Annotated in this window: 24 protein-coding genes; 16 read left to right on the forward strand and 8 right to left on the reverse strand. The window is 64.6% G+C overall.

What is annotated here, in order from left to right; all coding sequences use genetic code 11:
• Positions 1-171: 171 nt before the first annotated feature.
• A complete protein-coding gene (locus tag C3418_RS13065) occupies positions 172-1,377 on the reverse strand; it encodes a NupC/NupG family nucleoside CNT transporter (RefSeq protein WP_041214374.1) in 1,206 nt (401 codons plus the stop codon).
• Between the two features lie 527 nt (positions 1,378-1,904).
• On the opposite strand from C3418_RS13065, the gene dbpA reads away from it, so the two are divergent.
• Together dbpA and C3418_RS13075 are read left to right on the forward strand one after the other, a co-directional pair.
• Positions 1,905-3,284, forward strand: a complete 1,380-nt coding sequence (gene dbpA / locus C3418_RS13070) for an ATP-dependent RNA helicase DbpA (RefSeq protein ID WP_039039771.1) — start codon at positions 1,905-1,907, stop codon at positions 3,282-3,284.
• A gap of 85 nt (positions 3,285-3,369) precedes the next feature.
• A complete protein-coding gene (locus C3418_RS13075) occupies positions 3,370-3,660 on the forward strand; it encodes a YkgJ family cysteine cluster protein (RefSeq protein WP_039039772.1) in 291 nt (96 codons plus the stop codon).
• 9 nt (positions 3,661-3,669) lie between these two features.
• On the opposite strand, the gene C3418_RS13080 is transcribed toward C3418_RS13075, so the two are convergent.
• Complete coding sequence (locus C3418_RS13080; RefSeq protein ID WP_234921969.1) at positions 3,670-4,062, reverse strand: hypothetical protein; 393 nt, start codon at positions 4,060-4,062, stop codon at positions 3,670-3,672.
• Between the two features lie 285 nt (positions 4,063-4,347).
• Here C3418_RS13080 and C3418_RS13085 point away from each other — a divergent pair, with 285 nt between their 5' ends.
• Positions 4,348-5,742 carry a PepSY domain-containing protein gene (locus tag C3418_RS13085; RefSeq protein WP_103858688.1) on the forward strand — a complete coding sequence of 465 codons (1,395 nt, stop codon included), beginning with the start codon at positions 4,348-4,350 and terminating at the stop codon, positions 5,740-5,742.
• Positions 5,743-5,948: 206 nt separating this feature from the next.
• On the opposite strand, the gene C3418_RS13090 is transcribed toward C3418_RS13085, so the two are convergent.
• Positions 5,949-6,854 (reverse strand): 1,4-dihydroxy-2-naphthoate polyprenyltransferase, encoded by a 906-nt coding sequence (locus C3418_RS13090; RefSeq protein WP_161957709.1) that lies wholly within the window; start codon positions 6,852-6,854, stop codon positions 5,949-5,951.
• A 210-nt stretch (positions 6,855-7,064) separates the two neighbouring features.
• On the opposite strand from C3418_RS13090, the gene C3418_RS13095 reads away from it, so the two are divergent.
• The 8 genes from C3418_RS13095 (at position 7,065) to C3418_RS13130 (ending at position 18,134) form a co-directional block, all read left to right on the forward strand.
• Complete coding sequence (locus C3418_RS13095) at positions 7,065-8,396, forward strand: isochorismate synthase MenF (protein WP_043154006.1); 1,332 nt, start codon at positions 7,065-7,067, stop codon at positions 8,394-8,396.
• 33 nt (positions 8,397-8,429) lie between these two features.
• A complete protein-coding gene (gene menD / locus C3418_RS13100) occupies positions 8,430-10,175 on the forward strand; it encodes a 2-succinyl-5-enolpyruvyl-6-hydroxy-3-cyclohexene-1-carboxylic-acid synthase (protein ID WP_161957710.1) in 1,746 nt (581 codons plus the stop codon).
• The gene (gene menH / locus C3418_RS13105; RefSeq protein ID WP_103858690.1) at positions 10,165-10,929 is read left to right on the forward strand and encodes a 2-succinyl-6-hydroxy-2,4-cyclohexadiene-1-carboxylate synthase; all 765 of its coding nucleotides are present in this window, start codon (positions 10,165-10,167) and stop codon (positions 10,927-10,929) included. Before menD ends, menH begins: the two co-directional genes overlap by 11 nt.
• A complete protein-coding gene (menB, locus tag C3418_RS13110) occupies positions 10,922-11,782 on the forward strand; it encodes a 1,4-dihydroxy-2-naphthoyl-CoA synthase (RefSeq protein WP_039039779.1) in 861 nt (286 codons plus the stop codon). Before menH ends, menB begins: the two co-directional genes overlap by 8 nt.
• Positions 11,782-12,711 carry an o-succinylbenzoate synthase gene (gene menC / locus C3418_RS13115; RefSeq protein ID WP_103858691.1) on the forward strand — a complete coding sequence of 310 codons (930 nt, stop codon included), beginning with the start codon at positions 11,782-11,784 and terminating at the stop codon, positions 12,709-12,711. Before menB ends, menC begins: the two co-directional genes overlap by 1 nt.
• 3 nt (positions 12,712-12,714) lie before the next feature.
• Positions 12,715-14,115 carry an o-succinylbenzoate--CoA ligase gene (gene menE, locus C3418_RS13120; protein ID WP_103858692.1) on the forward strand — a complete coding sequence of 467 codons (1,401 nt, stop codon included), beginning with the start codon at positions 12,715-12,717 and terminating at the stop codon, positions 14,113-14,115.
• A 176-nt stretch (positions 14,116-14,291) separates the two neighbouring features.
• The gene (locus C3418_RS13125; protein WP_103858708.1) at positions 14,292-17,039 is read left to right on the forward strand and encodes a collagenase; all 2,748 of its coding nucleotides are present in this window, start codon (positions 14,292-14,294) and stop codon (positions 17,037-17,039) included.
• A 156-nt stretch (positions 17,040-17,195) separates the two neighbouring features.
• A complete protein-coding gene (locus tag C3418_RS13130) occupies positions 17,196-18,134 on the forward strand; it encodes a vancomycin high temperature exclusion protein (RefSeq protein WP_103858693.1) in 939 nt (312 codons plus the stop codon).
• Positions 18,135-18,187: 53 nt separating this feature from the next.
• Here the strand turns inward: C3418_RS13130 and C3418_RS13135 are convergent, their stop codons facing one another.
• Together C3418_RS13135 and C3418_RS13140 are read right to left on the reverse strand one after the other, a co-directional pair.
• On the reverse strand, positions 18,188-18,802 hold the full coding sequence (locus C3418_RS13135; RefSeq protein WP_041212366.1) for a superoxide dismutase: 615 nt from the start codon (positions 18,800-18,802) through the stop codon (positions 18,188-18,190).
• Positions 18,803-18,825: 23 nt separating this feature from the next.
• A complete protein-coding gene (locus C3418_RS13140) occupies positions 18,826-19,251 on the reverse strand; it encodes a hypothetical protein (protein WP_029313599.1) in 426 nt (141 codons plus the stop codon).
• 293 nt (positions 19,252-19,544) lie between these two features.
• On the opposite strand from C3418_RS13140, the gene C3418_RS13145 reads away from it, so the two are divergent.
• On the forward strand, positions 19,545-20,447 hold the full coding sequence (locus tag C3418_RS13145) for a triacylglycerol lipase (RefSeq protein WP_103858694.1): 903 nt from the start codon (positions 19,545-19,547) through the stop codon (positions 20,445-20,447).
• Positions 20,444-21,190: a lipase secretion chaperone gene (locus tag C3418_RS13150; RefSeq protein ID WP_103858695.1), complete on the forward strand. Its 747-nt coding sequence runs from the start codon at positions 20,444-20,446 to the stop codon at positions 21,188-21,190. The genes C3418_RS13145 and C3418_RS13150 overlap by 4 nt, the downstream gene beginning before the upstream one ends.
• 54 nt (positions 21,191-21,244) lie before the next feature.
• Here the strand turns inward: C3418_RS13150 and C3418_RS13155 are convergent, their stop codons facing one another.
• From C3418_RS13155 to sgrR, 3 genes are read right to left on the reverse strand one after another with little or no spacing between them, the layout of a single operon-like run.
• Positions 21,245-21,958: a hypothetical protein gene (locus C3418_RS13155; RefSeq protein WP_103858696.1), complete on the reverse strand. Its 714-nt coding sequence runs from the start codon at positions 21,956-21,958 to the stop codon at positions 21,245-21,247.
• A gap of 30 nt (positions 21,959-21,988) precedes the next feature.
• Positions 21,989-22,384, reverse strand: coding sequence for a thioesterase family protein (locus C3418_RS13160; protein WP_103858697.1), 396 nt, complete (start codon positions 22,382-22,384; stop codon positions 21,989-21,991).
• 50 nt (positions 22,385-22,434) lie between these two features.
• A complete protein-coding gene (sgrR, locus tag C3418_RS13165; RefSeq protein WP_161957711.1) occupies positions 22,435-24,153 on the reverse strand; it encodes an HTH-type transcriptional regulator SgrR in 1,719 nt (572 codons plus the stop codon).
• A gap of 100 nt (positions 24,154-24,253) precedes the next feature.
• On the opposite strand from sgrR, the gene C3418_RS13170 reads away from it, so the two are divergent.
• The 3 genes from C3418_RS13170 (at position 24,254) to C3418_RS13180 (ending at position 26,576) form a co-directional block, all read left to right on the forward strand.
• Positions 24,254-24,430: a hypothetical protein gene (locus C3418_RS13170; RefSeq protein WP_080988754.1), complete on the forward strand. Its 177-nt coding sequence runs from the start codon at positions 24,254-24,256 to the stop codon at positions 24,428-24,430.
• A gap of 139 nt (positions 24,431-24,569) precedes the next feature.
• Positions 24,570-25,838: an O-acetylhomoserine aminocarboxypropyltransferase/cysteine synthase family protein gene (locus C3418_RS13175; RefSeq protein WP_052815620.1), complete on the forward strand. Its 1,269-nt coding sequence runs from the start codon at positions 24,570-24,572 to the stop codon at positions 25,836-25,838.
• 108 nt (positions 25,839-25,946) lie between these two features.
• Positions 25,947-26,576 carry a glutathione S-transferase family protein gene (locus tag C3418_RS13180; RefSeq protein WP_160836805.1) on the forward strand — a complete coding sequence of 210 codons (630 nt, stop codon included), beginning with the start codon at positions 25,947-25,949 and terminating at the stop codon, positions 26,574-26,576.
• Positions 26,577-26,689 lie beyond the last annotated feature (113 nt).

The raw sequence follows: 26,689 nt of genomic DNA on the forward strand, positions 1-26,689 counted from the left end.
TGTGAAAAGAGTGTTTACCGAGATCAATACCAATAAGCGCAACGTTTTCCATGATGGCCTCTCCTGAAAGAAAAACACCCTGTCAGCGTACCGCTCACAGGGTGGGGGTGACCATCTCATTAGACCCCCTGCCAAGGCAGGGGGTCGTCATGAGCAGCGCGGGGGGAGGACCTAGATCATCACACCGGCGATAACGGCGGAAAGCAGGCTCACCAGGGTGGAGCCATAGACCAGCTTCAGACCGAAGCGGGAGACCATGTTGCCCTTCTCTTCGTTGAGCGCCTTCACCGCACCGGCGATGATGCCGATGGAGCTGAAGTTGGCGAACGACACCATGAAGATGGAGAGGATGCCGACGGTGCGCGGGGAGAGCTCGGCGGCAATCTTGCCCAGATCCATCATGGCCACGAACTCGTTGGTCACCAGCTTGGTCGCCATGATGGAGCCGGCCTGCAGCGCTTCACTGCCCGGGATGCCCAGGATCCAGGCAACGGGATAGAAGATGTAGCCCATGACGTGCTGGAAGTTGACGCCGAACGCCGCCTCGAACAGGTAGTTGATGAGGGCGATCAGGGCGATGAAGCCCACCAGCATGGCACCGACGATCACCGCCACGGTGAAACCGGCCATGATGTATTCCCCCAGCATCTCGAAGAAGTTCTCCTTCTTCGGCGTGTGGTGCTCGTCACCCTCGGCCAGCGCCTTGGCATCGGTCACGGTGTTGTCGGGCTCGTAGGGGTTGATGAGGGAGAGCACCACGAAGGTGCTGAACATGTTGAGCACCAGCGCGGCCACCACGTAGCGCGGCTCGATCAGCTGCATGTAGGCACCAACGATGGACATGGAGACGGTGGACATGGCCGTCGCCGCCAGGGTGTACATCTGCTTCTCGTTCAGGTGCGGCAGTATGTTCTTGAGGGCGATGAAGTTCTCGGACTGACCGACGATCATGGAGCTGATGGCGTTGAAGGACTCCAGCTTGCCCATGCCGTTGATCCTGGCCAGCACGGTGCCGATGCCACGAATGACGATGGGCAGCAGACGGATGTACTGCAAAATGCCGATCAACACGGAGATGAAGACGATGGGCATCAGCACCATCAGGAAGAAGGAGAAGGCCCCTTCGTTGACCAGACCGCCGAACACGAAGTCGGTCCCCTGCTTGGCAAACTCCATCAGCTTGGTGAAGCCGGCTGCAAAGCCACCCACCACCGCCAGACCCACTTCGGAGTTGAGCATGAACCAGGCGAGCGCCAGCTCGACCACCAGCAGCTGGCCGATGTAACGCAGCTTGATCTGTTTCCAGTTGCGGCGGTTTGCCAGCAACGCCAATGCCAGGACCATCACGAGTCCGAGCACGAAATGAACGTATTCCATACCAGTAGCACCCATTGAATTGTTATTTTTGACCGGCGCCATCATAAAGAACTGCATATTTAAAAATCAGAGAATCATCACAATCCGCGGTAAAAATATGCATGCGAAATAATACAAACGTTTTTAAATTAATTGCCAAGGCACATAATTATTAATCGTCACTTGGGAAGTTTAAAAATAAATCAAAAACAATAAGTTATGCCAATTCGTTAATTTTATTCCTCATTCGTATATATATTTCATAACGGCCATATCCCATATGGCATCCTCCGATGACTCATCAGCACCAGGACATGTTTAATTAAAAACGTTTTCTCGCCATTCATCATGATCTGGCCATGACCACCCTGTTCCATTGTGCTCTTTTTACATACCGCAAGCCCGCCAACGCAGACAGAAGCCTCCATCGGCAACCCATGACGCCAACCGTTCAAATATTCACCGCATCCGGCGGCACATTCTGGTATGATGCGCCCCCTTGCGCACCGCGCACCCCCATTTCTGGTTTTCCGACATAGAGTCCTTTTGTGAACAACAGCGAATTTAGCAGCCTGAACCTCTCCTCCGCCCTGCAGGACAACCTCGCCAGCCTGGGCTATCTGCAGATGACCCCGATCCAGGCCCAGAGCCTGCCCCTGGTGCTCGACGGCAAAGATTTGATCGCCAAGGCGAAAACCGGCAGCGGCAAGACCGCGGCCTTCGGCCTGGGTCTGCTGGCCAAGCTGGACGTCAACCGGCTGGCCGTGCAGGCGCTGGTGCTCTGTCCGACCCGCGAGCTGGCGGATCAGGTGGCCACCGAGATCCGTCGTCTCGCCCGCACCCTGCCCAACGTCAAGCTGGTGACCCTGTGCGGCGGCACCCCGACCGCACCGCAATCCGCCACCCTGGGCTTTGGCGCCCACATCGCCGTCGGCACCCCGGGCCGGATCCTCAAGCACCTGGAGCAGGGCACCCTTGAGCTCGACGACCTCAAGACGCTGGTGCTGGACGAAGCGGATCGCATGCTGGACATGGGCTTTGGCGAAGACATCAACCGCGTCATCAGCCACGCCCCGCGGGATCGCCAGACCCTGCTCTTCTCCGCCACCTATCCGGAAGGGATCGCCCAGATGAGCCGCGGCGTGCAACGCAACCCGGTGGAGGTGAGCGTGGAGTCCCTGCACGAAGAGAGCGCCATCGAACAGAAGTTGTATGAAGTGCCGGCCGGCCAGCGCCTCGATGCCCTCACCTGGCTGCTCAGCCACTACCAACCGGGCTCCTGCGTGGTGTTCTGCAACACCAAGCGCGCCTGCAACGACGTGGCCGATCACCTGGCCGCCAAGGGCTTCTCGGCGCTGGCGCTGAACGGTGACCTGGAACAGCGTGAGCGGGATCAGGTGCTGGTGCGCTTCGCCAACGGCAGCGCCACCATACTGGTCGCCACCGACGTGGCGGCCCGCGGCCTCGACATCAAGGAGCTGGGGGCCGTCATCAACTACGAGCTCACCTACGACCCCGAGGTGCACGTGCACCGCATCGGCCGTACCGGCCGTGCCGGCCAGCAGGGCCTGGCCCTGAGCCTCTACCAGCCGAACGAGGCCCAGCGCGTCAACTTCATCGAGGAGTACCAGCAGGCCCCCATTCCCCAGGGCGACCTGGCCGGGATCGGCCGCGACATCAAGCCGATCGCGCCGCAGATGGTGACCCTCTCCATCGATGCGGGCCGCAAGAGCAAGGTGCGTGCCGGTGACATCCTCGGCGCCCTGACTGGCGAAGGCGGCATTGCCGGGGCCGATGTGGGCAAGATCCAGATTTCCGAGCAGTACTCCTACGTGGCGGTGAAGCGCCAGGTGGCGAGCGCCGCCCTCAAGCGGTTGCAGGAGGGCAAGATCAAGGGGCGCAGCTACCGTGCCCGCAAACTGGGCTAAGGTATTTCACACGCCCGGCCAGACCACAGGCGCCTGACAGGCGCCTGTTTCATATCATTCGCCGCCATGCGGCAAGACAGGTGACATGACCCAAGCAATCCAGAGCGATGTGAGCTGCCAGAACTGCGAAGCCTGCTGCTGCCGCCTCGAGGTGATGCTCTTCACCGACACCGGCGTGCCGGACCGCTATATCGAGGAGCGGGAAGGAGAAGTGCCCGTGATGCACAGACTGGAAGATGGCTGGTGCGCCGCCCTCGACCGCAACACCATGATGTGTCGCATCTACGAGGTGCGGCCGCTGATCTGCCGTGAATTCGAGATGGGGGAGCCCGACTGCCTCGACGAGCGGGACAAGTGGTTCATCAGGCTGGAGTAACCGGGGTGTTCAACCCGTGCTGACGTGGCTCTCCTTGCCTTGCAGCCCCTCGAGGCGCTGTGTCAGCCAGTGGATGGCCTGCGCTTCCTCCTCGAAATAGCGCACCTCCTGAAAGGGAAGCTCGCTGAAAACGTGATCCGCCAGATAACGTTTGAAATCCCCGATCATGACCACCGCCAGAAAGGCGCAGCCATGGGTGGCGCACCAGTTGAACTGGCGACGAAAACGGGCCAGCACCTCGGGGCCGGCGGCCTCGAACTCGGTCGCGACCTCGACGATGCCCCAGGGGGCTCCCTGCAAACGGCTTATCTGCTGGCTGAACTTGCCCTCATAGGCCATGGCGCCTGCCAGGTTGAAAGGGCCGCTCGGCCGACAGATCAGCAGTTGCCCTTGTCGCTGCATCTCAAAATGGCCGTGTGCTTGCACGTTCACCTCCTGCCTTGAGTCCTTCGCTGCGGCTGATATGCCCTGTGTTGCCACAAAGTAAGAATTTATCCCCGAAAAGTCCATGAAGCTCCCCGCATTGTGAACGGAAAGCGCCATTCAACCCCCGCTTTTACCCCGGTGGCGGAATGTACATTTCCTCGACATGTTCTGTTGCAGTTAACAAAACGTTGCTGCTATTATCCGCGCCATTCAAAACATTCCACCTACTGAAACCTTTTGGCGTTCACCCAGGGATCAACGATGAAGCAACAAGACGCAAGTTATTACCAACGGATCTGGCGCTGGCATTTCTATGCCGGTCTCTTCGTCGCCCCCTTCCTGATCCTGCTCTCCCTCACCGGCATCGTCTATCTGTTCAAACCGCAGCTGGACAACCTGCTCTACCCCGAGCTGATGAAGGTGACGCCCGCCACCCAGACCCTGAGTGCCGACCAGCTGCTGGCCAAGGCAACCATCGCCATGCCGGACGCCAGCCTGCGCAAATACCTGCCCCCGGTGGCAGCGGACGCGAGCGCCCAGATAGTCGTGATGCGTGAAGGGCAGGAGCTGACCCTCTTCATGGATCCCGCGAACGGCGCCCTGCTCGGCACCATGGACAACAAGTGGAACCTGCAGGCGGTGGCGCGTGCTCTCCATGCGGAGCTGATGCTTGGTACCACGGGTGATCGCCTGATCGAGCTGGCCGCAGGCTGGGGAATCGTGCTCCTCGTCAGCGGACTCTATCTCTGGTGGCCCCGCAAGGGGCCGGGTGTGGGGGGCATCCTCTGGCCGAGAATGCACCAGCGCGGCCGTCTCTGGTGGCGTGATCTGCACGCCGTGGTCGGCTTCTGGGGCGCGGGTTTCCTGCTGCTGCTGCTGCTGACGGGCATGACCTGGACCGGTTTCTGGGGCGGCCAGTTCGCCGATGTCTGGAACCGCTTCCCTGCGGCCATGTGGAACGAGGTGCCCAAGTCGGCCCCCCTCACCCGCAGCCTCAACCAGGCTCACGAACAGACCGTCTCCTGGGGGGCCGAGACCCTGCCCATGCCGAGCTCCCAACCCACGGCAGAGAGCCATGATCACAGCGCCATGACCCATGGCGGCGGACACGAGGGCATGGTCATGGCCAGCCATCGCATTCCGCTGCAACAGGTGGTCGACATCGCCAGCGAGCGGGGGGTCAGCCCGGGTTACAGCATCACCCCCCCGGTCGGTGAAACCGGCGTCTATACCATCGCCATCTTTGCCGATGATCCCCGCAACGACGCCACCCTGCACATCGACCAATACAGCGGCAAGGTGCTGGTCGACGTGCGCTGGCAGGATTACGGCCCGGTCGCCAAGACGGTGGAAACCGGCGTCATGCTGCACATGGGCAAGCTCTACGGCTGGCCGCACCAGCTCGTCATGCTGCTCATCTGCCTGATGATTCTGGCAAGCTCGGTGAGCGGGCTCTGGATCTGGTGGAGCCGCCGTCCCAGTGGTCGCCTCGCCGCCCCGCCCCTGCCCGCCAAGCTGCCTCCCATGGGCGGTGCCATCGCGGTGCTGGTCGTGCTCGGGATCTGCTTCCCGCTGGTGGGGGCCTCCATGGTTGCCATCTGGCTGCTGGACAGTCTCTTCTTCTCTCGCCGCACGGCCGTGGCCCAGGCAAGCTGACCCGTCAGGGGCAAGCCCGCCTCATGCACACGAGGGCTCCCTGTCGGGGGCCCTCGTCGTCTGCATCACCTGGCACCATCCTTCGCCTGGCGGCATGCTCCTCCCCTAGCGATCATCACATCGGTCTGATGAAACAACAACGCATCGACACATCAGCAAAAAGGGCTCCCGTTCGGGAGCCCTTTTTGTTGCCAAACGCGTCGGCCTCAGGTGAGCGCCAGCCCGGCGGAGAGCAGCAGGCTGAACAGAAATGCGCTGATGGCGGTCTTCTTGAGGGCGCCGGTCAGCACCTCGCCATCGAAACTCTCTCGCAGGGTGCGGGCGGCATCGGTGAGGGGCTTCATGGCGGGCAGGAAGATCCAGGGCCAGAGGCTCGCAGGCTGAGTCAGCAGGAAGGCGATGGTCGCCAGCAGCGCCGCCCCCAGCAAGACCCAGTGATAGGCGATGGCCCGGTTGCGGCCAAGGCGCACCGCCAGGGTGATCTTGCCGCTGGCGGCATCGGTCTCGATGTCCCGCACGTTGTTGATGTTGAGCACGGCAGTCGCCAGCAGGCCGCAGGCGGTGGCGGGCAGCAACAGGTCCCACTCCAGGCTATGGGTGAAGAGGTAGTAGGAGCCGAGCACCCCCAGCAGGCCGAAGAACAGGAACACCGAGATGTCCCCGAAGCCGCGATAGCCGTAGGGGCTCTTGCCCACCGTGTAGGTGATGGCCGCGACGATGGCCGCTCCCCCCAGCAGGATGAACGTCAGGATCTGCTGCCACGCCTCCCCGAAGGCGCAGACCAGCAGGGAGAGGCCGCTCATCACGGCCGCCAGGGCGGTCAGCCCCATGGCCACACACATCTGGTGCCGGGTGATGAGGCCGGAAACCACGGCGCGCTGGGGACCGATCCGCTCCCCGTTGTCGGCACCGGAGACCGCATCGCCATAGTCGTTGGCCAGATTGGAGAGAATTTGCAGCAGGATGGCGGTCAGCAGGGAGAGCCCCATGATGGTGCCGTCGAACGCTCCCCGGCTGGCTGCCAGCCCCGAGCCCAGCAAGATGGAGGAGCACGCCAGGGGCAGAGTTCGCAAACGCGCCGCCAGCAACCAAACAGAGAAGGTATTTGTCATATTGTGATGGCCAAACAATCAGATATTGATCGTGTTAAGGGTTATCGAACCGGATTTAGGTATACTTGGCTGCGCGGGGGCGTCGGCTCCCCCGGGCAATTTACATGGACGAATGGGCAGATAATATATAGGAAATCGTCGCCCTTTGGCATCAACCTGCGCCATCCTCCCCCGGAGCGATCGCGATTATCCGGCTCAGACTAGACATCCATGTTGGCTCAGACCCACCTCAAGCAACAACTGGACGCCCTGCGTCACAGCACTGTCAGCGGTTTCGTGCGACTGCGCGTGGCCGCTCACGTCGACGTCTTTCCCGGCTGGTTGGCGGCCCAGACGCTCTACCCCCGCATCTATTGGCACGCCAGAGGGCAACAGAGCCCCGAGTACGTGGCGCTTGGCGCCATTCACGAGCTGACCCGGCCGGAGGATATCCAGCGGGTCTGCGACCTTGCCGGCACGGCCAGTGAAGACAGCCCTCGCTACTACGGTGGCCTGGCGTTCGACCCGGATCTGCCCGGCTGGCAGGGTTTTGGCCCCTGCCGCTTCGTGCTGCCCCGTATCGAGCTGGTACGCCGGGGGGAGTGCACCAGCCTCTGCCTCAATCTCTGGCTGCCTGCCCGGGAAGAGGGTCACGCATTCGAAGCCGAACTCTGCGCCGCCGAGGCGGCGCTCGATGCCCTGCAACCCGAGGCCCCTCTGCCCGCCCTGCAGAAGCGGCCATGGCAGCGCCAGGACCTGCCGGGCCCTGCCCAGTGGCAGACCCTGGTGGAGCAGGTCACGGCCCCCGACTTCCAGGCCCGCACCCCCAAGGTGGTGCTGTCGCGGGAGAGCCTGCTCCAGAGCGAGGCGCACGATGCGCCCCTCTGCCCCTGGTCCCTGCTGACACAGTGGGCCCGCCACGCCCAGGAGTGCTTCCACTTCGGCTTCCAGTTCTCCCCCGAGCAGAGCTTCATCTCCTGCTCCCCCGAGCGCCTCTACCGCCGGGAGAAGGGCCACCTCTTTACCGAGGCGCTGGCAGGCACCATTCGCCGTTCCGGGGATGAGGCGACCGACGCGGCCCTGGCCGCCGAGCTGCTGGCCGACAGCAAGAACCGGCTGGAGAACCGGCTGGTTCACGCCGACATTCTCAGCCGCCTGGCACCCCTCACGACCGATGCCACCCTGACCGAGCCGCGCATTCTGAAATTGCGGCTGCTGCAACACCTCAAGTGCGACATCGAGGCCGAGCTCAAACCCGGCGTCTGCGACTGGCAACTGCTGGCTGCCCTGCACCCCACCCCCGCCGTGGGGGGCGCCCCCCGCGAGGCGGCGCTCGCCTTCATCCGTGAATGCGAGCCCCATGATCGCGGCTGGTATGCCGGTGCCTGTGGCATGCTGAGCCGGGAGACCTCGGAGTTCTCCGTCGCCATTCGCAGCGCCCGGATCAGGGGCCCGCGCATCAGCCTGTTCGCCGGTGCCGGCATAGTGGCGGGATCGGAGCCCGCCGCCGAGTGGGCCGAACTCGACAACAAGATCGCCAACGTGCTCTCCCTGCTGGGATAGCGTTTCTTACCGACTCCTCACTGCGAGAGCTTCATGTCCGCCAGCCACGTGTCCGCGCATCACGCCTTTGCCAGCCATCACGCCACCTTCAACCATGTCTGGTCCTCCCTCTTGCTGGAAGAGCTCTTTCGCCTCGGCGTGCGTGACATCGCCCTGGCCTCCGGATCCCGCTCGGCGCCGCTCACCATGGCCGCCGCCGCCCACCCGGGCTTTCGCCGCCACCTGCACTTCGACGAGCGGGGTCTGGGCTTCATGGCGCTGGGGCTGGCCAAGGGGAGCGGCCGCCCAGTGGCGGTCATCATGACCTCTGGCACAGCGGTGGCCAACCTCTGGCCCGCGGTGGCGGAAGCCCAGCTCACCGGGGTCCCGCTCATCATTCTCTCTGCCGACAGGCCACCCGAGCTCATCGACAACGGGGCCAACCAGGCCATCGATCAGCCGGGGATCTTCGGTCGCTACCCCGTCTATCAGCAAAATCTGCCGAGCCCCACTCCCACCATTCCGGCGGCCTTCGTGCTGAGCTCGGTGGATCAGGCCCTGGCACGACAGGCGCACACCCCGGGGCCGGTGCACTTCAACTGCATGTACCCCGAGCCCCTCTACCCCGGCGACCACTATCTGGACTTTTCCGATTACCTGGCGCCCCTCGGCGACTGGCTGCGCTCGGCCAACCCCTGGAGCCCCTGGCTGGTGGGCGAGCCGGGCTGCCCCGCCCAGCCGGACTGGGAGGAGCTGAAGGGCAAGCGCGGTGTCATCGTCGCCGGGCGCATCCAGGATCCGGTGCAAGGCAAGGCGGTGGCCGAGCTGGCAGACCGCCTCGGCTGGCCCCTGCTGGCAGATCTGCAAAGCCAGATCCGCTTCGATGATCGCAACCTCGTCCACACGGATCTCGCCCTGCAACACAGCGACTTCGTGGCCGAGCTGGCCCGCGCCGAGGTACTGCTGCAATTCGGCGCCCGCCTCATCTCCAAGCGCCTCAGCCAGTTCATCAAACAACACCCCTGGCAGGATTACTGGCTGGTGGACCCGCAGCCGGCACGCCTCGACCCCGACTACCGGCTGCGCCGTCGCCTGGTGTGCGATCCCGCCGCCTTTGCGGCCGCCCATCCAATCCCCCATTCGCAGCAGCCCTGGCACCAGTTGGCCGCGCGCCAGCAGGCCATCAGCCAGCAGATCCGCACCGCCTGTGATCGCTTCTCGGAGCTAGGGGTGTGCCACCGCCTGAATCAGCTCATCCAGGGTCAGTTGTTCGTCGGCAACAGCATGCCGGCCCGGCTGATGGACATGCTGGGCGAGGTGGGCAAGGGCCCCAGCCGGGTGATGACCAACCGCGGCGCCTCCGGCATCGATGGCCTTATCGCCACCGCATACGGCTTCGCACAGTCGGTCCCGCCTGACAGTCGCGAGCCCACCACCCTGCTGCTCGGGGATCTCAGCGCCCTGCACGATCTCAACAGCCTTGCGCTGCTCGGCAAGGGGAGCCTCCCCCTGGTGGTGATCCTGCTCAACAACGACGGCGGCAGCATCTTCCGCATGCTGCCTGTGCCCACCCAGGACGCCCTGCTGGAGACCTACTACTGCCTGCCCCACGGCCTGCACTTCGAGCACGCCGCCGCCATGTTCGGCCTGCACTACCGGGCCCCCACCACCCTCGACGCATTTGAGCAGGACTATGCCGCAGCCCTGAAAAACGGGGTAACCCTGATTGAAATCAAGATACCGAGCAGTGAAGTCGCCGAGGATCTCAAGGCACTGGGAGCCGCTATCCGTGGTCTCTGATCCCGCCGTGCCGCTGGTGCTGCTGCACGGCCTGCTGGGGGACGCCGACGACTGGCGACCTGTCATCCAGGCCCTGCCCGGTGTCCCGTACCATGCCCTGGATCTGCCGGGCCACGGCCGCAACCGGGCACTGCGGGTGAGCGGCTTTGACGAGGCCCATCGCTGGCTCTGCGACGAGCTGGCCGCACGGGATATCGCCCACTACCGGCTGGTGGGGTATTCGCTGGGGGGGCGGCTCGCGCTTCATCACGCCAGCCACTCCCCGGCGGGGTTGCAGGCCCTGCTGCTGGAGAACTGCCACCCCGGGCTGCCTGCTGGTGAACGTCCGGCCCGCATCGCTCACGATGAAGCCTGGGCCCGGCGTTTCGAGTGCGAGCCCCTGATCCGGGTGCTTGCCGACTGGTACCGCCAGGGCGTCTTCGCCGACCTGGACGACGATGCCCGCACCCACCAGGCCGCACGCCGCCTTGGCAACGACGGCAAGGCCGTGGCCGCCATGCTGAGGGCCACGTCCCTGGGGCGACAGCCGGATCTCGCCCCCTGGCTTCGGGATACCCGGCTGCCGGTGCAGTGGATCTCCGGCAACCGGGATCACAAATTCCATGCCCTCGCTTGCCAGTTGGTAAAGCAAGGCTGCAATATCAAACACTTGGCTCTGGATGGCGGACACAATCTGCACACAAGCCAGCCCGATACCTTTGCCCGGCTCCTGCGGGAGTGGGCTCACCAACCAGAAGAGAAGATCCATGATTGAAGCGATGACGGAAGCCGAGCTCTATGCCCCTGTCGAGTGGCACGACTGCTCCGCCGGTTACGAGGACATCCTCTATCACAAGTCCCCAGAGGGCATTGCCAAGATCACCATCAACCGTCCCCAGGTGCGCAACGCCTTCCGCCCCCGTACCGTGAAAGAGATGCTGCAAGCCCTGGCCGATGCCCGCTACGACGACAAGGTCGGCTCCATCATCCTCACCGGCTTCGGCGAGAAGGCCTTCTGCGCCGGCGGCGACCAGAAGATCCGCGGCGACTACGGTGGCTACAAGGACGATGAAGGCACCCATCACCTCAACGTGCTCGACTTCCAGCGTGACATCCGTACCTGCCCCAAACCCGTGGTGGCCATGGTGGCTGGCTACGCCGTCGGTGGCGGCCACGTGCTGCACATGATGTGCGACCTGACCATCGCCGCCGACAACGCCCAGTTTGGCCAGACCGGCCCCAAGGTGGGCTCCTTCGACGGCGGCTGGGGCGCCTCCTACATGGCCCGCATCGTCGGCCAGAAGAAGGCTCGGGAGATCTGGTTCCTCTGCCGCCTCTACGACGCCAAACAGGCCCTCGACATGGGGCTGGTCAACACCGTCGTGCCCCTGGCCGAGCTGGAGCGTGAAACCGTGCGCTGGTGCCGCGAGATGCTGCAACACAGCCCCATGGCCCTGCGCTGCCTGAAGGCGGCCCTCAACGCCGACTGCGACGGCCAGGCCGGTTTGCAGGAGCTGGCAGGCAATGCCACCATGCTGTTCTACATGACCGAAGAGGGTCAGGAAGGGCGCAACGCATTCAACGAGAAACGCCGTCCCGACTTCTCCAAATACAAGCGGAATCCCTGATGACACTCGCCCTCTACCGCTACCAACTGCCCTTTACCCAGCCCCTGGCCTTTCATGGTCAGTTGCAGGTAGCGCGCGAGGGCCTGCTGGTACGCATCGACGATGGCTGGGGGGAGATAGCCCCCCTGCCAGGATTTTCCAAAGAGACCCTGGCCGACGCCCAGGCCGAGGCCCTCGACTGTCTGGCGCAGCTGGCGCGGGGACAGACCCCGACGCCACAGCTGCCCTCGGTGCAGTTCGGGCTCGACTGCGCCCGTCGTAGCTGGCCCGAGCAGGGTGCCCCCCTGCCCGAACCCTATCCGCTGATCCAGGGCTCCCCCCAGGAGCTGCTCAAGAACTGGAAGCAGTGGCTGCACGAGACCCCCCTCAAGGCCAAGCTGAAGGTAGCCCGCTACCCCATGCGCGACGAGCTGGCGCTGATCCGGCTGCTGCTCGATCGGCGCCCCAATCTCAAACTGGTTCTGGACGCCAACCAGGGCTGGACCCGCGAGGAGGCCTGGGCCTTCTGCGGCCACCTGGATCCGAATCGCATCGAATACCTCGAAGATCTGTGCGCCGACTTCGAGGACATCGCCTTCGTCGCCAGCCGCACCGGCATGCCGGTGGCGCTGGATGAACTGCTGGCCCAGGGCAAGCCCTGGGAGCCCATCCCGCAACTGCGCGCCCTGGTGCTCAAGCCGACCCTGCTCGGCGCCCTCGCCAACAGCGAGGCCCTGGTGGCCCGCGCTCGCGAACTGAAACTCAAGGTGATCGTCTCCTCCTGTTTCGAGTCCGGTCTCGGCCTCGGCCAGCTCGCCCGCCTCGCAGGGGAGTGGGCGCCGGATCAGGCCCCTGGCCTCGATACCCGCCGCTGGCTGGCCAGGGATCTGCTGGACAAGCAGGGGCAACCCGATCCGAGCAGGATGGCCCCCCTGTTTCACCGTGACTGACCCATGGTGACCCGTCAGATCCCACGGCAGGAAACCTGCCCGGTACGACGCTGGGCGGCACTGGCCCCTCATCGCATTGCCATCCACAGCGGGGAGCCTCTTAGCTACCAGCGCCTTGACCTGCGCCTCAACAGCCTGTGCAATCAGCTCGCCCGGGCCGGGCTGGAACGGGGAGATCATCTCGCCGCCGTGGTGCGCGGCGCCCTGGAGGATGTGTTGCTGGCCTGGGCCTGCGTGCGCAGCGGCATCGTCTTCTGCCCCCTCAATCCCGCCTTTCCGGCAACCAGACACAGCGAACTGGCGAGCCAGCTCGAGGCCCGGGCATTCTGGTCGGCAGGCGAGATCCCGGCGGGCGACTGGCAAGCCCTCAGCCTCGACTTCACGGGCGAGCTGGCCGCAGATGGGGAGTCCCCGCTGGTACCCGACCAGCCGAACAACATGATCCTCACCTCGGGATCCAGCGGTACCCCCAAGGCGGTGGTACACCGCCTCGCCAACCACCTCGCTTCGGCCCGGGGTTCCGCCACCCTGCTCCCCCTGGACGAAGCCTGCGGCTGGCTGCTCTCCCTGCCACTGTTTCACGTCGGCGGTTACGCTATCTTGTTTCGGGTCTTCCTGGCGGGAGCCGCCCTGGTGCTGGACGATCGCACCCGGCCCCTCAAGGCGCGGCTCGAGGATCAGCCCATCACCCACCTTTCGCTGGTGCCGACCCAGCTCTGGCGCCTGCTGGCACAGGGGTTCGACCCATCCCGCACCCGGGTGCGAGAGCTGCTGCTCGGGGGCGCCGCCATCCCGGCGCCCCTGGTCAACCGGCTGACCGCTCTGGGGCTAGAGCCCAAGGTGAGCTATGGCCTCTCCGAGATGGGCAGCCAGGTCTGTACCGGGCAACCCTGCGCCGCCGGCGTGGTGGGTCGCCCGCTGCCGGGGCGGGAGGTCTGCATCCGCCAGGGGGAGATCTGCGTGCGCGGTGAGACCCTGTTTGCCGGATATTTCAGGGAGGGCGAGCTGGTGCGCCCCCTCGATGAAGAGGGCTGGTTCCACACCCGGGATAAGGGCCGCCTCACTCCGGGGGGCGATCTGGTGGTGGAGGGGCGGCTCGACAACCTCTTCATCTCGGGGGGGGAGAACATCCAGCCCGAGACCATAGAACAGCGGCTGGTGGATCACCCCGCCGTGGCCCAGGCCCTGGTGGTGCCGGTGCCGAGCGACGAGTGGGGGCATAGGCCCGCCGCCTTCATCGACTGGCACGACGAACCTGCCCCCCCTGCCGAACTGGCCGCCTGGATCAGGCTGTCGTTACCCGGCTTCATGGTGCCGGACCAGTGGCATCCCTGGCCGGATCTCGGCGGCAATCTGAAACCCTCCCGCACCCTGCTCGCCCGCAGCTTGCGACAAGAGGAGTGACGCCTCCCCCATATGGGGCGCAGTCCTTGCTATCAACACAGCCCCCTTTGGGGCTGTTTTTATGTTGTTTGCTCCCGAATGCATCATTTCGCTGCGCCATCTGGCCAATTGATATTCCTTTGGAGCTCAATACCCTCTCCGGTCCCCACGCCTCTCCATCCACCAAAGGGATCATGATGAAGCACCTCTCTCCCCGGCTGCTGCTCCTGGCAGCCCCTGGTCTGCTCGCCACCTCGGCGCTGGCCAACTACTCCCCCTCCGACTGGCAACAGTATCAACTCAAAGGCGAATCCAGCCGTCAGCTGGGGGATCGTCTCACCGAAGTGACCTTTGAACTGAGCGCCCGCAGCGGCGACGCCCCTTATCAGCAGTTGAGGGTGTATCGCCGCTTCGACTGGCGCGATGCCAACCTGGCTGCGCTGGCAGAGCAGCTGTGCGGCGAGCCGCAACTCAAGATCGAGCAGGGCTGGCAGATCCGCTACCTCAGCTGTGAAGAGGTGGTACCGGCCGGCAAGGCCGTCCCGGCCAGCAGCTATGACTATGGCTACGGCATGAAGCAGGGCCGCTGGGAGCCGCTGGCGGGCACCCCGACCGCATCGCGTCAGGATCGTTTACCGCTGGCTGAGCGGGTCATCCTGGGTCACAGCGAGCAGGAGCTGGATCACTGCGAGCTCAACGCCGAAGGCCGCTGCGCCGAGCAGGCATGGCAGTACCAGCCGCAAAACTGGCAGCAATTGAAGGTGCTGGAAGAGACTCCCAACGAACGGGAGGGTCGCCTCGAACAGATCTTCTTCCGCCTGCAGCCTATCGCGGGCAGCCAGGCCGCCAAGCAGGTGAGCGAGCTGCACGTCTGGCGCCAGTACACCTGGCTGCTGGACGAGATCAAGGCCCAGCAGGAGTGCGATGAACCCCAGACCCGTCAGGAAGGGGACAAGACCATCAGCTACCGGGTGTGCCGTCAGACCCTGCCCGCCGGCAGCGAAGTGCAGGTGGTCTTGAAGGACACCGGCTATCAATACCCGGTGGGGGGCAGCGAATGGCAGACCCTGCCGGAAACAACCGAGTGGCAGGAGAGCCGGGTGCTCAACCGCCCCATCGTGCTGGCCAGCAAGGAAGAGCAGATCGACTGTCGCCGTGCCGACGGCCGCGCCTGCTCCGAGCCGGATCTGCCGGGTACCGAGTTGCTGGACGCCGACGCGGCCAGGATAGTGCAGGATGCCAGTGGCCAGCCCGCGCCGGTCTGGCAGGAGAACTATGGTCACGATGACACCAAGCTGCTGGCCGTGTCGCGCGGCATCCAGAGCCTGCTGGCGGCCAATCAGCCGGCTCATCCGGCCATGAAGCTGCTGCTGGAATACGTGCGCGCCCACAACTACCACAACTACGGCAAGCACAAGGAAGACGGCCCGGCCGCCGCCGAGGCGCTGGCTGAGGCATTGACCGCGCTGGGTGCCCATCCGCTGCTCTTCCCGGAGCAACCCACCGATGAGGTGGGCTCCGTGATCGGTGCCTGGAGCATCGCCCTGCACGGTCAGTTCAAGAGCCCGGCAGTGCAGAGCCGCTTTGGCACCCTGCTCGGCGAGTTCAACCAGATGCTGGCCTACAGCACCCGCCATGCCAGCGAGATCAACGGCCAGCACGCCTGGGCGACCGGTCTGTTCGATCTGCTCAACTTCCTCGACTTTGCCAGCGACTACAGCGACCCCTTCGCCAACGACTTCCGCCAGCAGGATGGCGAGCTGCGCAAGCAGCTGCACGCCCTCGCCATGAGCGAGCTCGCGTTGTGGCAAGGAAGGGATGGCGCCGATCTGTTCCTGCTCAACAACGTGCTGGATGCCTACACACGCCTCTACCGGGTCGCCCGCCATACCCGCCCGGACGAGCTCGACGGCTACCGCAATCTGCTGGATGACTCCGTCATCGAACTGGTTCGCCACCACGACCTGATCCCTGGTGGTCAGCAGAGTCAGGACCTGCTGGAAGACATGTCACTGACCCTCTCCACCTACTACCTGACCTACACGGACCGCACCAGCGAAGCCTGCATCAGCGGTGACTTCGCCGGGCTCTGCACCCCTGTCCGGGTGGAGGACGTGCTGCCCTTCGAGCATACCTGCTCGCCGACCCTGCGCCTGCGGGCCCAGGATCTGACCATGAGCCAGGCCGAGGGGATCTGCCGTGAACTGGGTGCCGAAGAGCAGCAGTTCCACCAGCAGATGGAGACCGGCTGGCAGCCGGTGGCGGACGATCACAACGAGGCGCTGGAACTGGTGGTCTTCAACTCCTCCGCCGACTGGAAACGCTACGGCAGTGCCCTGTTCGGCGGCGTCTCCACCGACAACGGCGGCATCTACCTCGAAGGGGATCCGGCTCGCCCCGGCAACCAGGCCCGCTTCTTCGCCTACGAGGCGGAGTGGAAACGCCCTGCGTTCCAGGTGTGGAACCTGCGCCACGAGTACGTGCACTACCTGGACGGCCGCTTCAACCAGTACGGCAGCTTCGGCCACTACCCGCTCAATCGCACCACCTGGTGTTCGGAAGGGCTGGCGGAATTCATCGCCCACGGTCAGTGCTTCGCCCGCGGTCTGGACAACGTCGCCGGCCGCCCGGCCAGCGACCGTCCGGCCCTGGCCGACATCCTGCACCTGGATTACGACAAGGGCGGCGAGATGGTCTACTCCTGGTCCTACACGGTGCACCGCTTCCTCAGCGAGACGGGTCGCGGCGCCAGCTGGCTGGCCATGGCCCGGGCCCTGCGCAACCCGGATCAGCAGCAGGCGATGAGCGCCTTCGAAGCCGAGCTGGATGCGCTGATCGCAAGCGACAGCGAGGCCTACCAGCAGTGGCTCGGCCGCGAGCTGCTGCCTTGGTGGGAAGCCAACAAGGACTCTGACGAGTGCAAGGCCAACGACTCCTCCCACTGAGGACGAGACGGCTATGACAAGGGGCGGCCATGGTCGCCCCTTGTTTATGGCGCCGTTTGATAAGCCCGGGATCGGGGCGCGCGCTGCGACAACCTCTGCCCGAGTGAGACCCTGCGCCGCCATCAAACCTGACGCGCCACAACAACTTGTAATAGAATGGCCCCCTGTCTTCTCTTACTTCAGACCCGAACCGCACCGCGCATGAAGAAGTTTGCCAAGATCCTGCTCGCCTGCCTCTGCCTGTTGCTGGCCTCCATCGCCGCCCTGCTTGGCTACAGCGAGTGGACCGTCTCGGACGCCCGTCACTACACCTACGACGACGTCAACGCGGTGCCCTACAACCGGGTCGCCCTGGTGCTCGGCACCTCCAAATACCTGATTGGCGGCAGCCCTAACCACTACTTCAAATACCGGATCAAGGCCGCCGCCGAGCTCTACAACAACGGCAAGGTGGACTACATCCTGGTCTCCGGCGACAACGCCACCGTGCAGTACAACGAACCGCGCCAAATGCGGCGGGCCCTGATCCAGGCCGGCATTCCGGCCAGCGCCATCTACAGCGACTACGCCGGTTTTCGGACCCTGGACTCCATCGTGCGTGCCAAGGAGGTGTTCGGTCAGGCCCACTTCACCGTGGTCTCCCAGGCCTTTCACAACGAGCGTGCCATCTTCATCGCCCGCCATTTCGGCATCGAGGCGGTCGGCTTCAACGCCGTGGATCCCAGCGCCTATCAGGGCATCAAGACCCGGGTGCGCGAGGTGTTCGCCCGCCTGATGGGGCTGCTCGACCTCTACGTGCTGGACAAGGGTCCCAAATTCCTCGGCGAGCCCATCGTCATCGGCGGCCCGGTCCCCTGCCAGGCGTTGAGCACCATAGGCGCGAGCCAGCCCTGCCTGCCCATTGCACCGCCCCCTCATCAGCCGAAAGCCAAGCAGGCAGCGGCAGTGAGCGCGGCAACCGACACCAGTGCAGCGGCTGCAACCAGCGGTGCACCAGCCACCAGCGCAGCCGTGCCGAGCGAGGCAACGCCCGTGGATAATCCGGCTGCCACCAGCGCGGCGCCGCCAACCGGCAGCGCGCCGACCCCTCAATAGCAGAGACCCGCCAACAGGCGGGTCTCTTTCATTGGGCTCGGTATTTCCGGCGATCAGGCCAGAGCCACCACGTAACGCCGTGCCACCTCGTCCCAGTCGATCACGTTGTAAAACGCGGCTATGTAGTCGGGACGCTTGTTCTGGTACTTGAGGTAGTAGGCATGCTCCCACACATCCAGCCCGAGTATGGGGGTGAGCCCCTCCATCAGGGGGCTGTCCTGGTTCGCGCTGCTCACCACCTGCAACTTGCCGCGCCCATCGACCACCAGCCAGGCCCAGCCGCTGCCAAAACGGCTCAACGCCGCCTGGGTAAAGGCCTGTCTGAAGGATTCCAGCCCACCCAGATCCCGCTCGATCGCTGCGGCCAGCTCGCCGTCCGGCTCGCCGCCGCCCTGCGGACTCATCACCTGCCAGAACAGGCTGTGGTTGGCGTGACCGCCGCCGTGATTGCGCACCGCCCCCTGCACCTGGGCCGGCAGGCTGTCGATACGGGCAAGCAATGCCTCCAGCGGCAGGGCAGCCAGCTCCGGCAGATCGGCCAGGGCGGCATTGAGGTTGGTGACATAAGTCTGATGGTGACGGCTGTGATGGATCTCCATGGTCTTTGCATCGATATGGGGTTCCAGCGCGTCATAGGCGTAAGGAAGGGCTGGCAGGGTATGGCTCATGTTCATTGTCTCTCCTGTTGGGCTCAATGCAGTTGATGGGCAGAGCCGGTCTGACACAGACATTGACCCAGGCTGCGCTGGATGCCGTCGTGATGACCGTGTTTGCCCAGAAAGGCGAGCAGCTCGGTACGGGTGCTGCGGGCGTGGCGAACAGCCGCCTCCCGCAGGGCAGCGGAACTGGTGGGGGACTGGCTGGTGGCCAGCAGGCAATCATGGATGTGACACAGCAGGTCGGCGGCCCGATCCGGCAGGGTCATGGCCACCAGCAGATCCGCCAGGTTGTGATGGGCCACCACCAGGGCCGCCACCGCTTCGTCGGCATCATGCCAGTCGGCAAACTGCTGGCGGGCAAGCCACAGCGCCTGCTGATAGCAGTCGAGCGCCCTGGCGTACTCCCCCGCATCGAAATGGCGGTTGCCACTCAGGGTCTGCGCTTTCCAGTGCGCCATGCTGCTGTCCGCTCCGGTGGTACCGACCCACCCCTTCACCCAGGTTCCCGTCATGACTCGACCACTCAAATGATAATAATTATTATTTAACTTATTTGATGAGCAGACACAAGGAATAGTTGGTGCCGCCTTTTTTGCCCATATGGGTAGGGTTTTTCTGCAATCCCCGGTTTAGTGATCCCACCCACAGATACATTTGAGTTCAGCTACCATGCTGCCGGTACTGGCATGAGGCCGGTGCCTGCCCCGGTGACGACCAGAATGCAGCCGGTTTTTTCACAAGGACGGTGAAGATGAAAAGATGGCTATTGATGCTGTTGTGCGCCCTGCCCATGCTGGGTCAGGGGGCCGGTTATACCCAGACCCGCTACCCCATAGTGCTGGTGCACGGTCTGTTCGGTTTCGACAAGCTGCTCGGTGTCGATTACTTCTACGGCATCCCCCAGGCCCTGACCCGGGATGGCGCCAAGGTCTACGTGGCCCAGGTCTCCGCCACCCAGAGCTCGGAGCTGCGCGGTGAACAGCTGCTCAAGCAGGTGCAGCAGGTGCTCGCCATCACAGGGGCGGAGAAGGTGAACCTCATCGGCCACTCCCACGGCGGCCCCACCATTCGCTACGTCGCTTCTGTCGCCCCCGAGCTGGTCGCTTCCGCCACCAGCGTGGGCGGGGTCAACCATGGCTCGGAGATCGCCGACCTGGTGCGGGCCAAGGTGACGCCGGGCTCGGCGGCCGAAGGTCTGGCGGTGGCCGCCGCCTCGGCCCTGTCCGGGGTCATCTCGCTGCTCTCCGGGGGCAGCCAGCTGCCGCAGGATCCCCTCGACGCCCTCACCAGCACCGGCGCCCAGCGCTTCAACCAGCGCTATCCGGAAGGGCTGCCTAGCCAGCATTGCGGTGAAGGGCCCATGCAGGCCGCCAACGGGGTCTACTACTTCTCCTGGAGCGGGCGCGGCACCATGACCAACATCCTGGATCCGGTGGATCCGGCGCTGGCGCTGACCGGCAGCTTCTTCAAGGAGCCCAGTGACGGCCTGGTCGGGGTGTGCAGCAGCCACCTCGGCAAGGTGATCGGCACCCACTACCGCATGAACCATCTGGACGAGGTGAACCAGTCGTTCGGCATTCGCCACCTGTTCGAGACAGACCCGGTCAACCTCTATCGCCAGCACGCCAACCGCCTGCAGAGGCTGGGACTATGAACAGGGCATGGCTGATGGCCGCTCCGCTGGCTGCGGCCCTGCTGCTGGGGGGCTGGCAATATTGGCCCTCCGCTGACGCAACCGCCCCTTCTCCTTCGCCGCAACATGCCGGGCCCGCGTCCCCTCTGGTCAGGCAGGCCGCACCGCCGCCGGACAAGGGCTCGCTGCAGGCCCGCCATGAAGCCTTTCTCGCGGCTGAGGGCAGCCTGACGGTGCCGACGGATCCGGGCCTGGCCAGCTTGCAGAAGCTGTTCGACGAGCGCGAACAGTTGCGCAGGCAGCGTTTCACCCCGGTTGAGCAGGAGCAGCTGTTTGCCGAGGACAGGCTGATGGAGCAGTGGACCCTGCGCCGCAAGGCGCTGGCGGAGGCCAGCGATGCCGACAAGCCGCTGCTGGCGAGTGAGCTGGAGCTCTGGCTGGCGGAGCAGCCCCAGTGGTTTCGGGAGGCGGAGGCCAACAGCCGCCTGCTCGGCGATCTGCAGGCTCTGGAGCAACTCCCCGCAGCCGGGCGTGACGCCGCACTGCGCGAACAGTTGGGACCGGAGGCGGCAGACCGGTTGCACCAGCTGGCAGAGAGCCAGCAGGGGTTCGCGCAGCAGCTGGCCGGCTATCTGGACGAGATCAGGCCCCTGCCTGCCGAGGCCCGGGTCAGCCAGCAGCCGGAGATCCTGGCACGCTGGTTCGAGCCCGGTCAGTGGCGACGGGTGGAGGCCCTCACCCGGCTCACCCTGGACGAGCAGTAACCGGCATGAAAAAGGGGCCCGCAAGTGGGCCCCCATTCTTTGACGCTGCCGCCCTTACTGCGGCTTGTTGGCATCCGGCAGCGGCTGCCAGATGAGGCGAGTCACCCGGTTGCCCTGCACCTCGCAGGTGAGGCAGAGATCCTGCCACCCCTTCTCCTGGCGCAGGGAAACTTCTCCCTTGATGCCCTCTGCACTCCTCTTGAGTTTGGCCGGCTCGAAGGTCACCTTGTCACCTCCGGCGAGCGCCATCAGCTTGCCATTGCAGAGCCACTGGGCGAGCTCGGCCCCCTTGAGCTTGACGCCCCCCTTGTCAGCCTTCTCCTCGGCGGTGCTCGGTGCAAACAACCCGCCCAGCTCGGCCGCCCGTCTGGCCAGCCAGGCTTCCCGCTGCTGCATGCTCATCTTGCTGACAAACTCCGCAGGCTGCCCCTTGTCGTCCAGCCATTGGGTCAGCTTGCCACTGTCATCGAAGGCGAACTGGGCGGCGGGCTCCTTCACCCCGAACAGCTTGCCGCCCTTGAAGTAGTAACGGCTCTCCCCTTCCTGTTTGCCCTGCTCGTTCAGGATGGGCACGGCGATGATGACAGGCGTGCCGTCGACCCAGGCCTTGATGTCAACGCCATCGTGGCTGAACAAGCGGGTATCGAGGGCGCTGTCGGCCCCCTTCTCCATCAGGGTGAACTGCTCGGCCAGGGAGGCGGCAAATGAAGGCAGGGAGCAGAGTCCCAGTCCCAAGCCGAGGCTCAGGGCGATCGCGGTTGTGCGCATAAGTGTCCTGTGGTGGGCCCGAAGGCCGGATTAACTCTCTACCAGCCAGACCCTCAGTCCCTCCCGGTGAGTCTCGCTCAGGGGGATGGATTGGCGTGCCCGATAGTCAAAATGGATCAGGGTCGTCTCGCCAGTGACGGCCAGCTCCCCCTGCTGCCAGGCTTCCTGCCAGATGGTGAAGGAGCTGCTGCCAATGCGGCGCACACCGGTCTTGATGGTGACCGGCTGGCCGTAGAACAGCTCCCGTTTGAACTGCACCGTGTAGCCCGCGATGATCAGGTGCCAGTCATGCACATCCAGCTCGGGCGAAAAAATCCGGAACAGGGGATCCCGCGCCGACTCAAACCAGACCGCCGGCACCGTATTGTTGATATGGCCGAGGGCATCTGTCTCCTGAAAGCGGGGTTGGATCTGCATTTCCAGCATGGCTGGTGACTCCTTGTCGTTGAACCGCGCTCAGGCTAACGCGCCCCGCATCAGGACTCAAGCTCCCCGCCATCGCCCTGTGCCTGACCAACCAGCTCGGGTCGCAGCCAGGCGCTGCGAAAATCGAACCAGCCGAGCGCCGTCATCCGCACCCCGTGCACGCCAGTACGGCTCTCCAGCTCCAGCCAGTGGTGAAACAGCGGCACAAACCAGCTCTGGCGCTGCACCTCGGCCAGCAGGGCGCGGGGGCCGGGCTCTTCACCATGGGCGCGCCACTGCGTCAATCCCTGCCACAGGGCCTGCTGGCTGGCCCACACCCGGCGCAACAAGGGGGTGCCCTGCAACCAGCCGTAGGGGGCAAAGGGCCCCTCATGTTCAAGGTTGAGGGTACCAAGCCAGAGATCCACATCCTCGTCCTCACCGCTCACCCAGCGACCGTAGTCGAGGGTACGCACCTCCAGCTCAATTCCCTGCGACCCGAGCAGATCGGCCATGGCACCGGCACACTCATTGAACTCGATATGCTGGTTGAAGCAGGCGAGCACCAGCCGCTGTGGCAGGCTCTGTGGCCGGGGCGGCGGCGGTGGCAGCGCCTCGCGCCAGTGGGGCAGCATGCCGAGGGCGCTGGTCCAGCCCCGTTGCAGCTCGGGGGAAACCCGTGCCATCAGGGCCACCGGACTGAGCAGCTGAATGATCCAGTAGCGCAGAGCAGGATCCTGCAAGGCGCGGGAGCGCTCGTCCTGCAGCAGGAAGTAGCAGCCCGATTCGAGCTCCGACTCGCCGCGCATGGTGCCAAGCTCGGGGCTGTCGCGACCCAGCTGCAGGTGGCTCTCCAGCCGCTCCGCCAGCTCCGGCAACATCCAGATGTCGATCTCGTCGAGCAGGGCGCGCAGGCCGAAATAGTCGTCAAAGGCGGCGAGGCGCAGCTGCAGCGGGTCGTTGGCGATCACCCGATAGGGGCCGGTACCCACCGGTTGCAGGGCAAAGCCCGCCTCCCCCTTGAGCTCGCGCGGCAAAATGGCCGCCACCGGCTCGGCCAGCAGGTCGGGCAGCAGAGGATCCGGGCTGTCGAGATAGAGATCCAGGGTGCGCGGCCAGGGGCTCTCCAGCCGCGCCAGATGGGCGAACAACGGGCGATCCCGCAAGGCCAGCAGACTCTCCATCACATCCTCCACCACCAGCTCACGCCCGTGGTGAAAGCGCACCGCCGGGCGCAGGTAGAAGCGCCAGTGACAAGGGCCGACCTGCTCCCAGTGGTGAGCCAGATCGCCCTCGATTTCCCCATTTTCCTCATTTCGCCGGGTGAGGCCGTTGAAGATCTGGCGGCTCAGGTGAATTTCGGAGCGGCGCAAGGGCGCGGTGGGCAGCAGACTGGGCAGGGGCCGGTAGTAGGGCACCCTCAGGATCTGGCGCCCCTCCCGGGTGGCCTGGCCGAGCTGCTCGATAAGCAGCGGGGTGAGCAGATCCAGGCGATCTTCGGCCAGCCGCACCGCCTGCGCCAGCTGGCCCTGACTCAGCAGATCCCGCAATCGGCGCCGGGTCAGGCTCTCCTGGTTGTCGAGCAGGGTGAGGCGGGAGCGCCGCCCCCGCCCTGCCTCCGCCGTCCAGCACAGCCAGCCCTGCCCTTCCATGCGGCGCAGCAGCAGGCGGGCATTGCGCGTGGTGCAGCAGAGCAGATCCGCCACCTCGGCGAGGCTGATCTCCCGCTCATCGCAGCCAAGCTGCTGGGTGAGCCGTTGAAATTGCTGATAAAGGCGGGTGGTAGGCATAAAAGAGGAAATCCTGTCTCTGAAAGTCATCAGTTTTTACTTCCGCATTTTAGCTCAATACTGCTGGCGAACGTGAGAACCACTGCACAGGAGCACCATCATGAGCCATGCCAACCCCCTCAAACCGAACCGGATCCAGCAAACCCTTCGTCGCTACTTCCTGAGGATCCTGCCCCGCCCTCTGACGCTGGTCGAAGATCCCATGGTGCAGCTCAACCGCCTGATGCAGTGGGACATGCACCAGATAGACGACAGGGAGTATCGCCGCCGTCTCTGAGGTTGCCGTCACCGACGCCATCCGGTCACCCCCATCCCCCGGCATTGCTTTGCCGGAATGGGTGGTTTACATCGGCGCCAGGACTGCTAGATTGGACGTCTATCCATCCATAATGGTGACATCCAACAAGGAGTGTGTGATGAAAGATGCGACCCTGGCCCTGCACCACGGCTTTGCCAACGACCCCACCACCAAGGCCGTTGCCGTGCCCATCTACCAGACTGTGGCCTACGAGTTCGAGAGCGCCCAGCACGGGGCGGACTTGTTCAATCTGGCGGTGCCGGGGAACATCTACACCCGCATCATGAACCCCACCAACGATGTGCTGGAGCAGCGGATGGCCGCGCTGGAAGGGGGCATCGCCGGCCTGGTGGTCTCGGCGGGCTCCGCCGCCATCACCTACGCCATCCAGGCGCTGACCGCCGCCGGTGACAACATCGTCTCCACCCCCCAACTCTATGGCGGCACCTACACCTTGTTCGCCCACATGCTGCCGAGCTTCGGGGTCGAGGTACGCTTCGCCAAGGATGACAGCGCCGAGGCCATCGCCGCCCTCATCGATGACAAAACCAAGGCGGTCTACTGCGAGAGCATCGGCAACCCGGCCGGCAACATCGTCGACATCGCCGCCCTGGCCAAGGCCGCCCACGCCCGCGGCGTGCCGCTCATCGTCGACAACACGGTCGCCACTCCGGTCTTGTGCAAACCCATCGAACACGGCGCCGACATCGTGGTGCACAGCCTGACCAAATATGTCGGCGGCCACGGCAACTCCCTGGGGGGCGTCATCGTCGACTCGGGCAAGTTCCCCTGGGCGGATCACGCCGAGCGCTTCCCCCAGCTGACCCAACCCGAGCCTTCTTATCACGGGGTGGTCTACACCGAGGCCTTCGGCCCGGCTGCCTTCATCGGCCGGGTGCGCACCGTGCCGCTGCGCAATACCGGGGCGGCGCTGGCGCCGATGAACGCCTTCCTGCTACTGCAAGGGCTGGAAACCCTTAGCCTGCGCATGGAGCGCCACGTGGACAACGCTCTGCGGGTGGCCCACCACCTCAAGCACCACCCCAAGGTGGCCTGGGTCAGCTACGCCGGTCTGCCGGGTCACCCCCACTACCCGCTGGCGGAGAAGTACATGGCCGGTCGCCCCTCGGCCATCCTCTCCTTCGGCCTGAAGGACGGCTACGAGGCGGGCGTGCGCTTCTACGATGCCCTCAAGATCTTCAAGCGGCTGGTCAACATCGGCGACGCCAAGTCCCTGGCCTGCCACCCCGCCTCTACCACCCATCGCCAGTTGAGCGAAGAGGAGCAGGCCAAGGCTGGAGTGAAACCTGAGATGATCCGGCTGTCAGTGGGAATCGAAGCCATCGAGGACATACTGGCGGATCTGGATCAGGCGCTGGAGGCCTGAGTCAATCGACGAAGGAGCGGGCACCACGCCCGCTCTTTTTCATCCATAAGTGAACCTGCTGCCGGGGCGCTGCGTATCACCGCCTTCCGTCACTGCGTCGAGGTTTCCATGATAGTCCTGCACCACCTGAACAAATCCCGCTCCCAGCGCATCATCTGGCTGCTTGAAGAGCTGGGCCTGCCCTACCAGATCAAGGCCTACCAGCGCGATGCCGCCACCTTCCTGGCGCCGCCCGAGCTCAAGGCCGTCCACCCCCTCGGCAAGTCGCCGGTCATCGAGTTTGACGGCCGGGTGCTGGCGGAATCCGGTGCCATCACCGAATACCTGATCGCCCGCCACGCTCCGGAACGGCTGGCACCGGCCACTGACAGCCCGGAGTATCCCGAATACCTGCAGTGGCTCCACTTCGCCGAGAGCTCCGGTATTCTGCCGCTGCTGCTCGATATGTTCGTGCGCAAGGATGGCAGCCCGATGCGCTTCCTGCCGGACTACGCCAAAGCCGAGTGTACCAAGGTGCTGGGCTACCTCGATGAGGTGCTGGCAAGCCGCCACTACCTGGTGGCCGATCGCCTCACCGGCGCCGACATCCTGAACTCCTTCCTGGTGGATCTGCTGGCCCAGAGCGGCCAGCTGGCCCAGTTCCCGCATCTGCAAGCCTACTGGCAGCGCCTCAATACCCATCCGGCCCGCCAGAAGGCGGCGGCGCTGGAGCGCGAGCTGGACCGCAGCGCCGAATAAACGGCAGTGCCCGGCGACACCACGCAAAACGCCCCGATGATCGGGGCGCTTTCTTTTCCGTTGGCCAGCCGGTGATCAGAGGGCGAGGGAAAGGATCCGCGCCACTATGGTTG

The organism is Aeromonas sp. ASNIH8 (assembly GCF_002919855.1).
Lineage (GTDB): Bacteria > Pseudomonadota > Gammaproteobacteria > Enterobacterales > Aeromonadaceae > Aeromonas > Aeromonas caviae.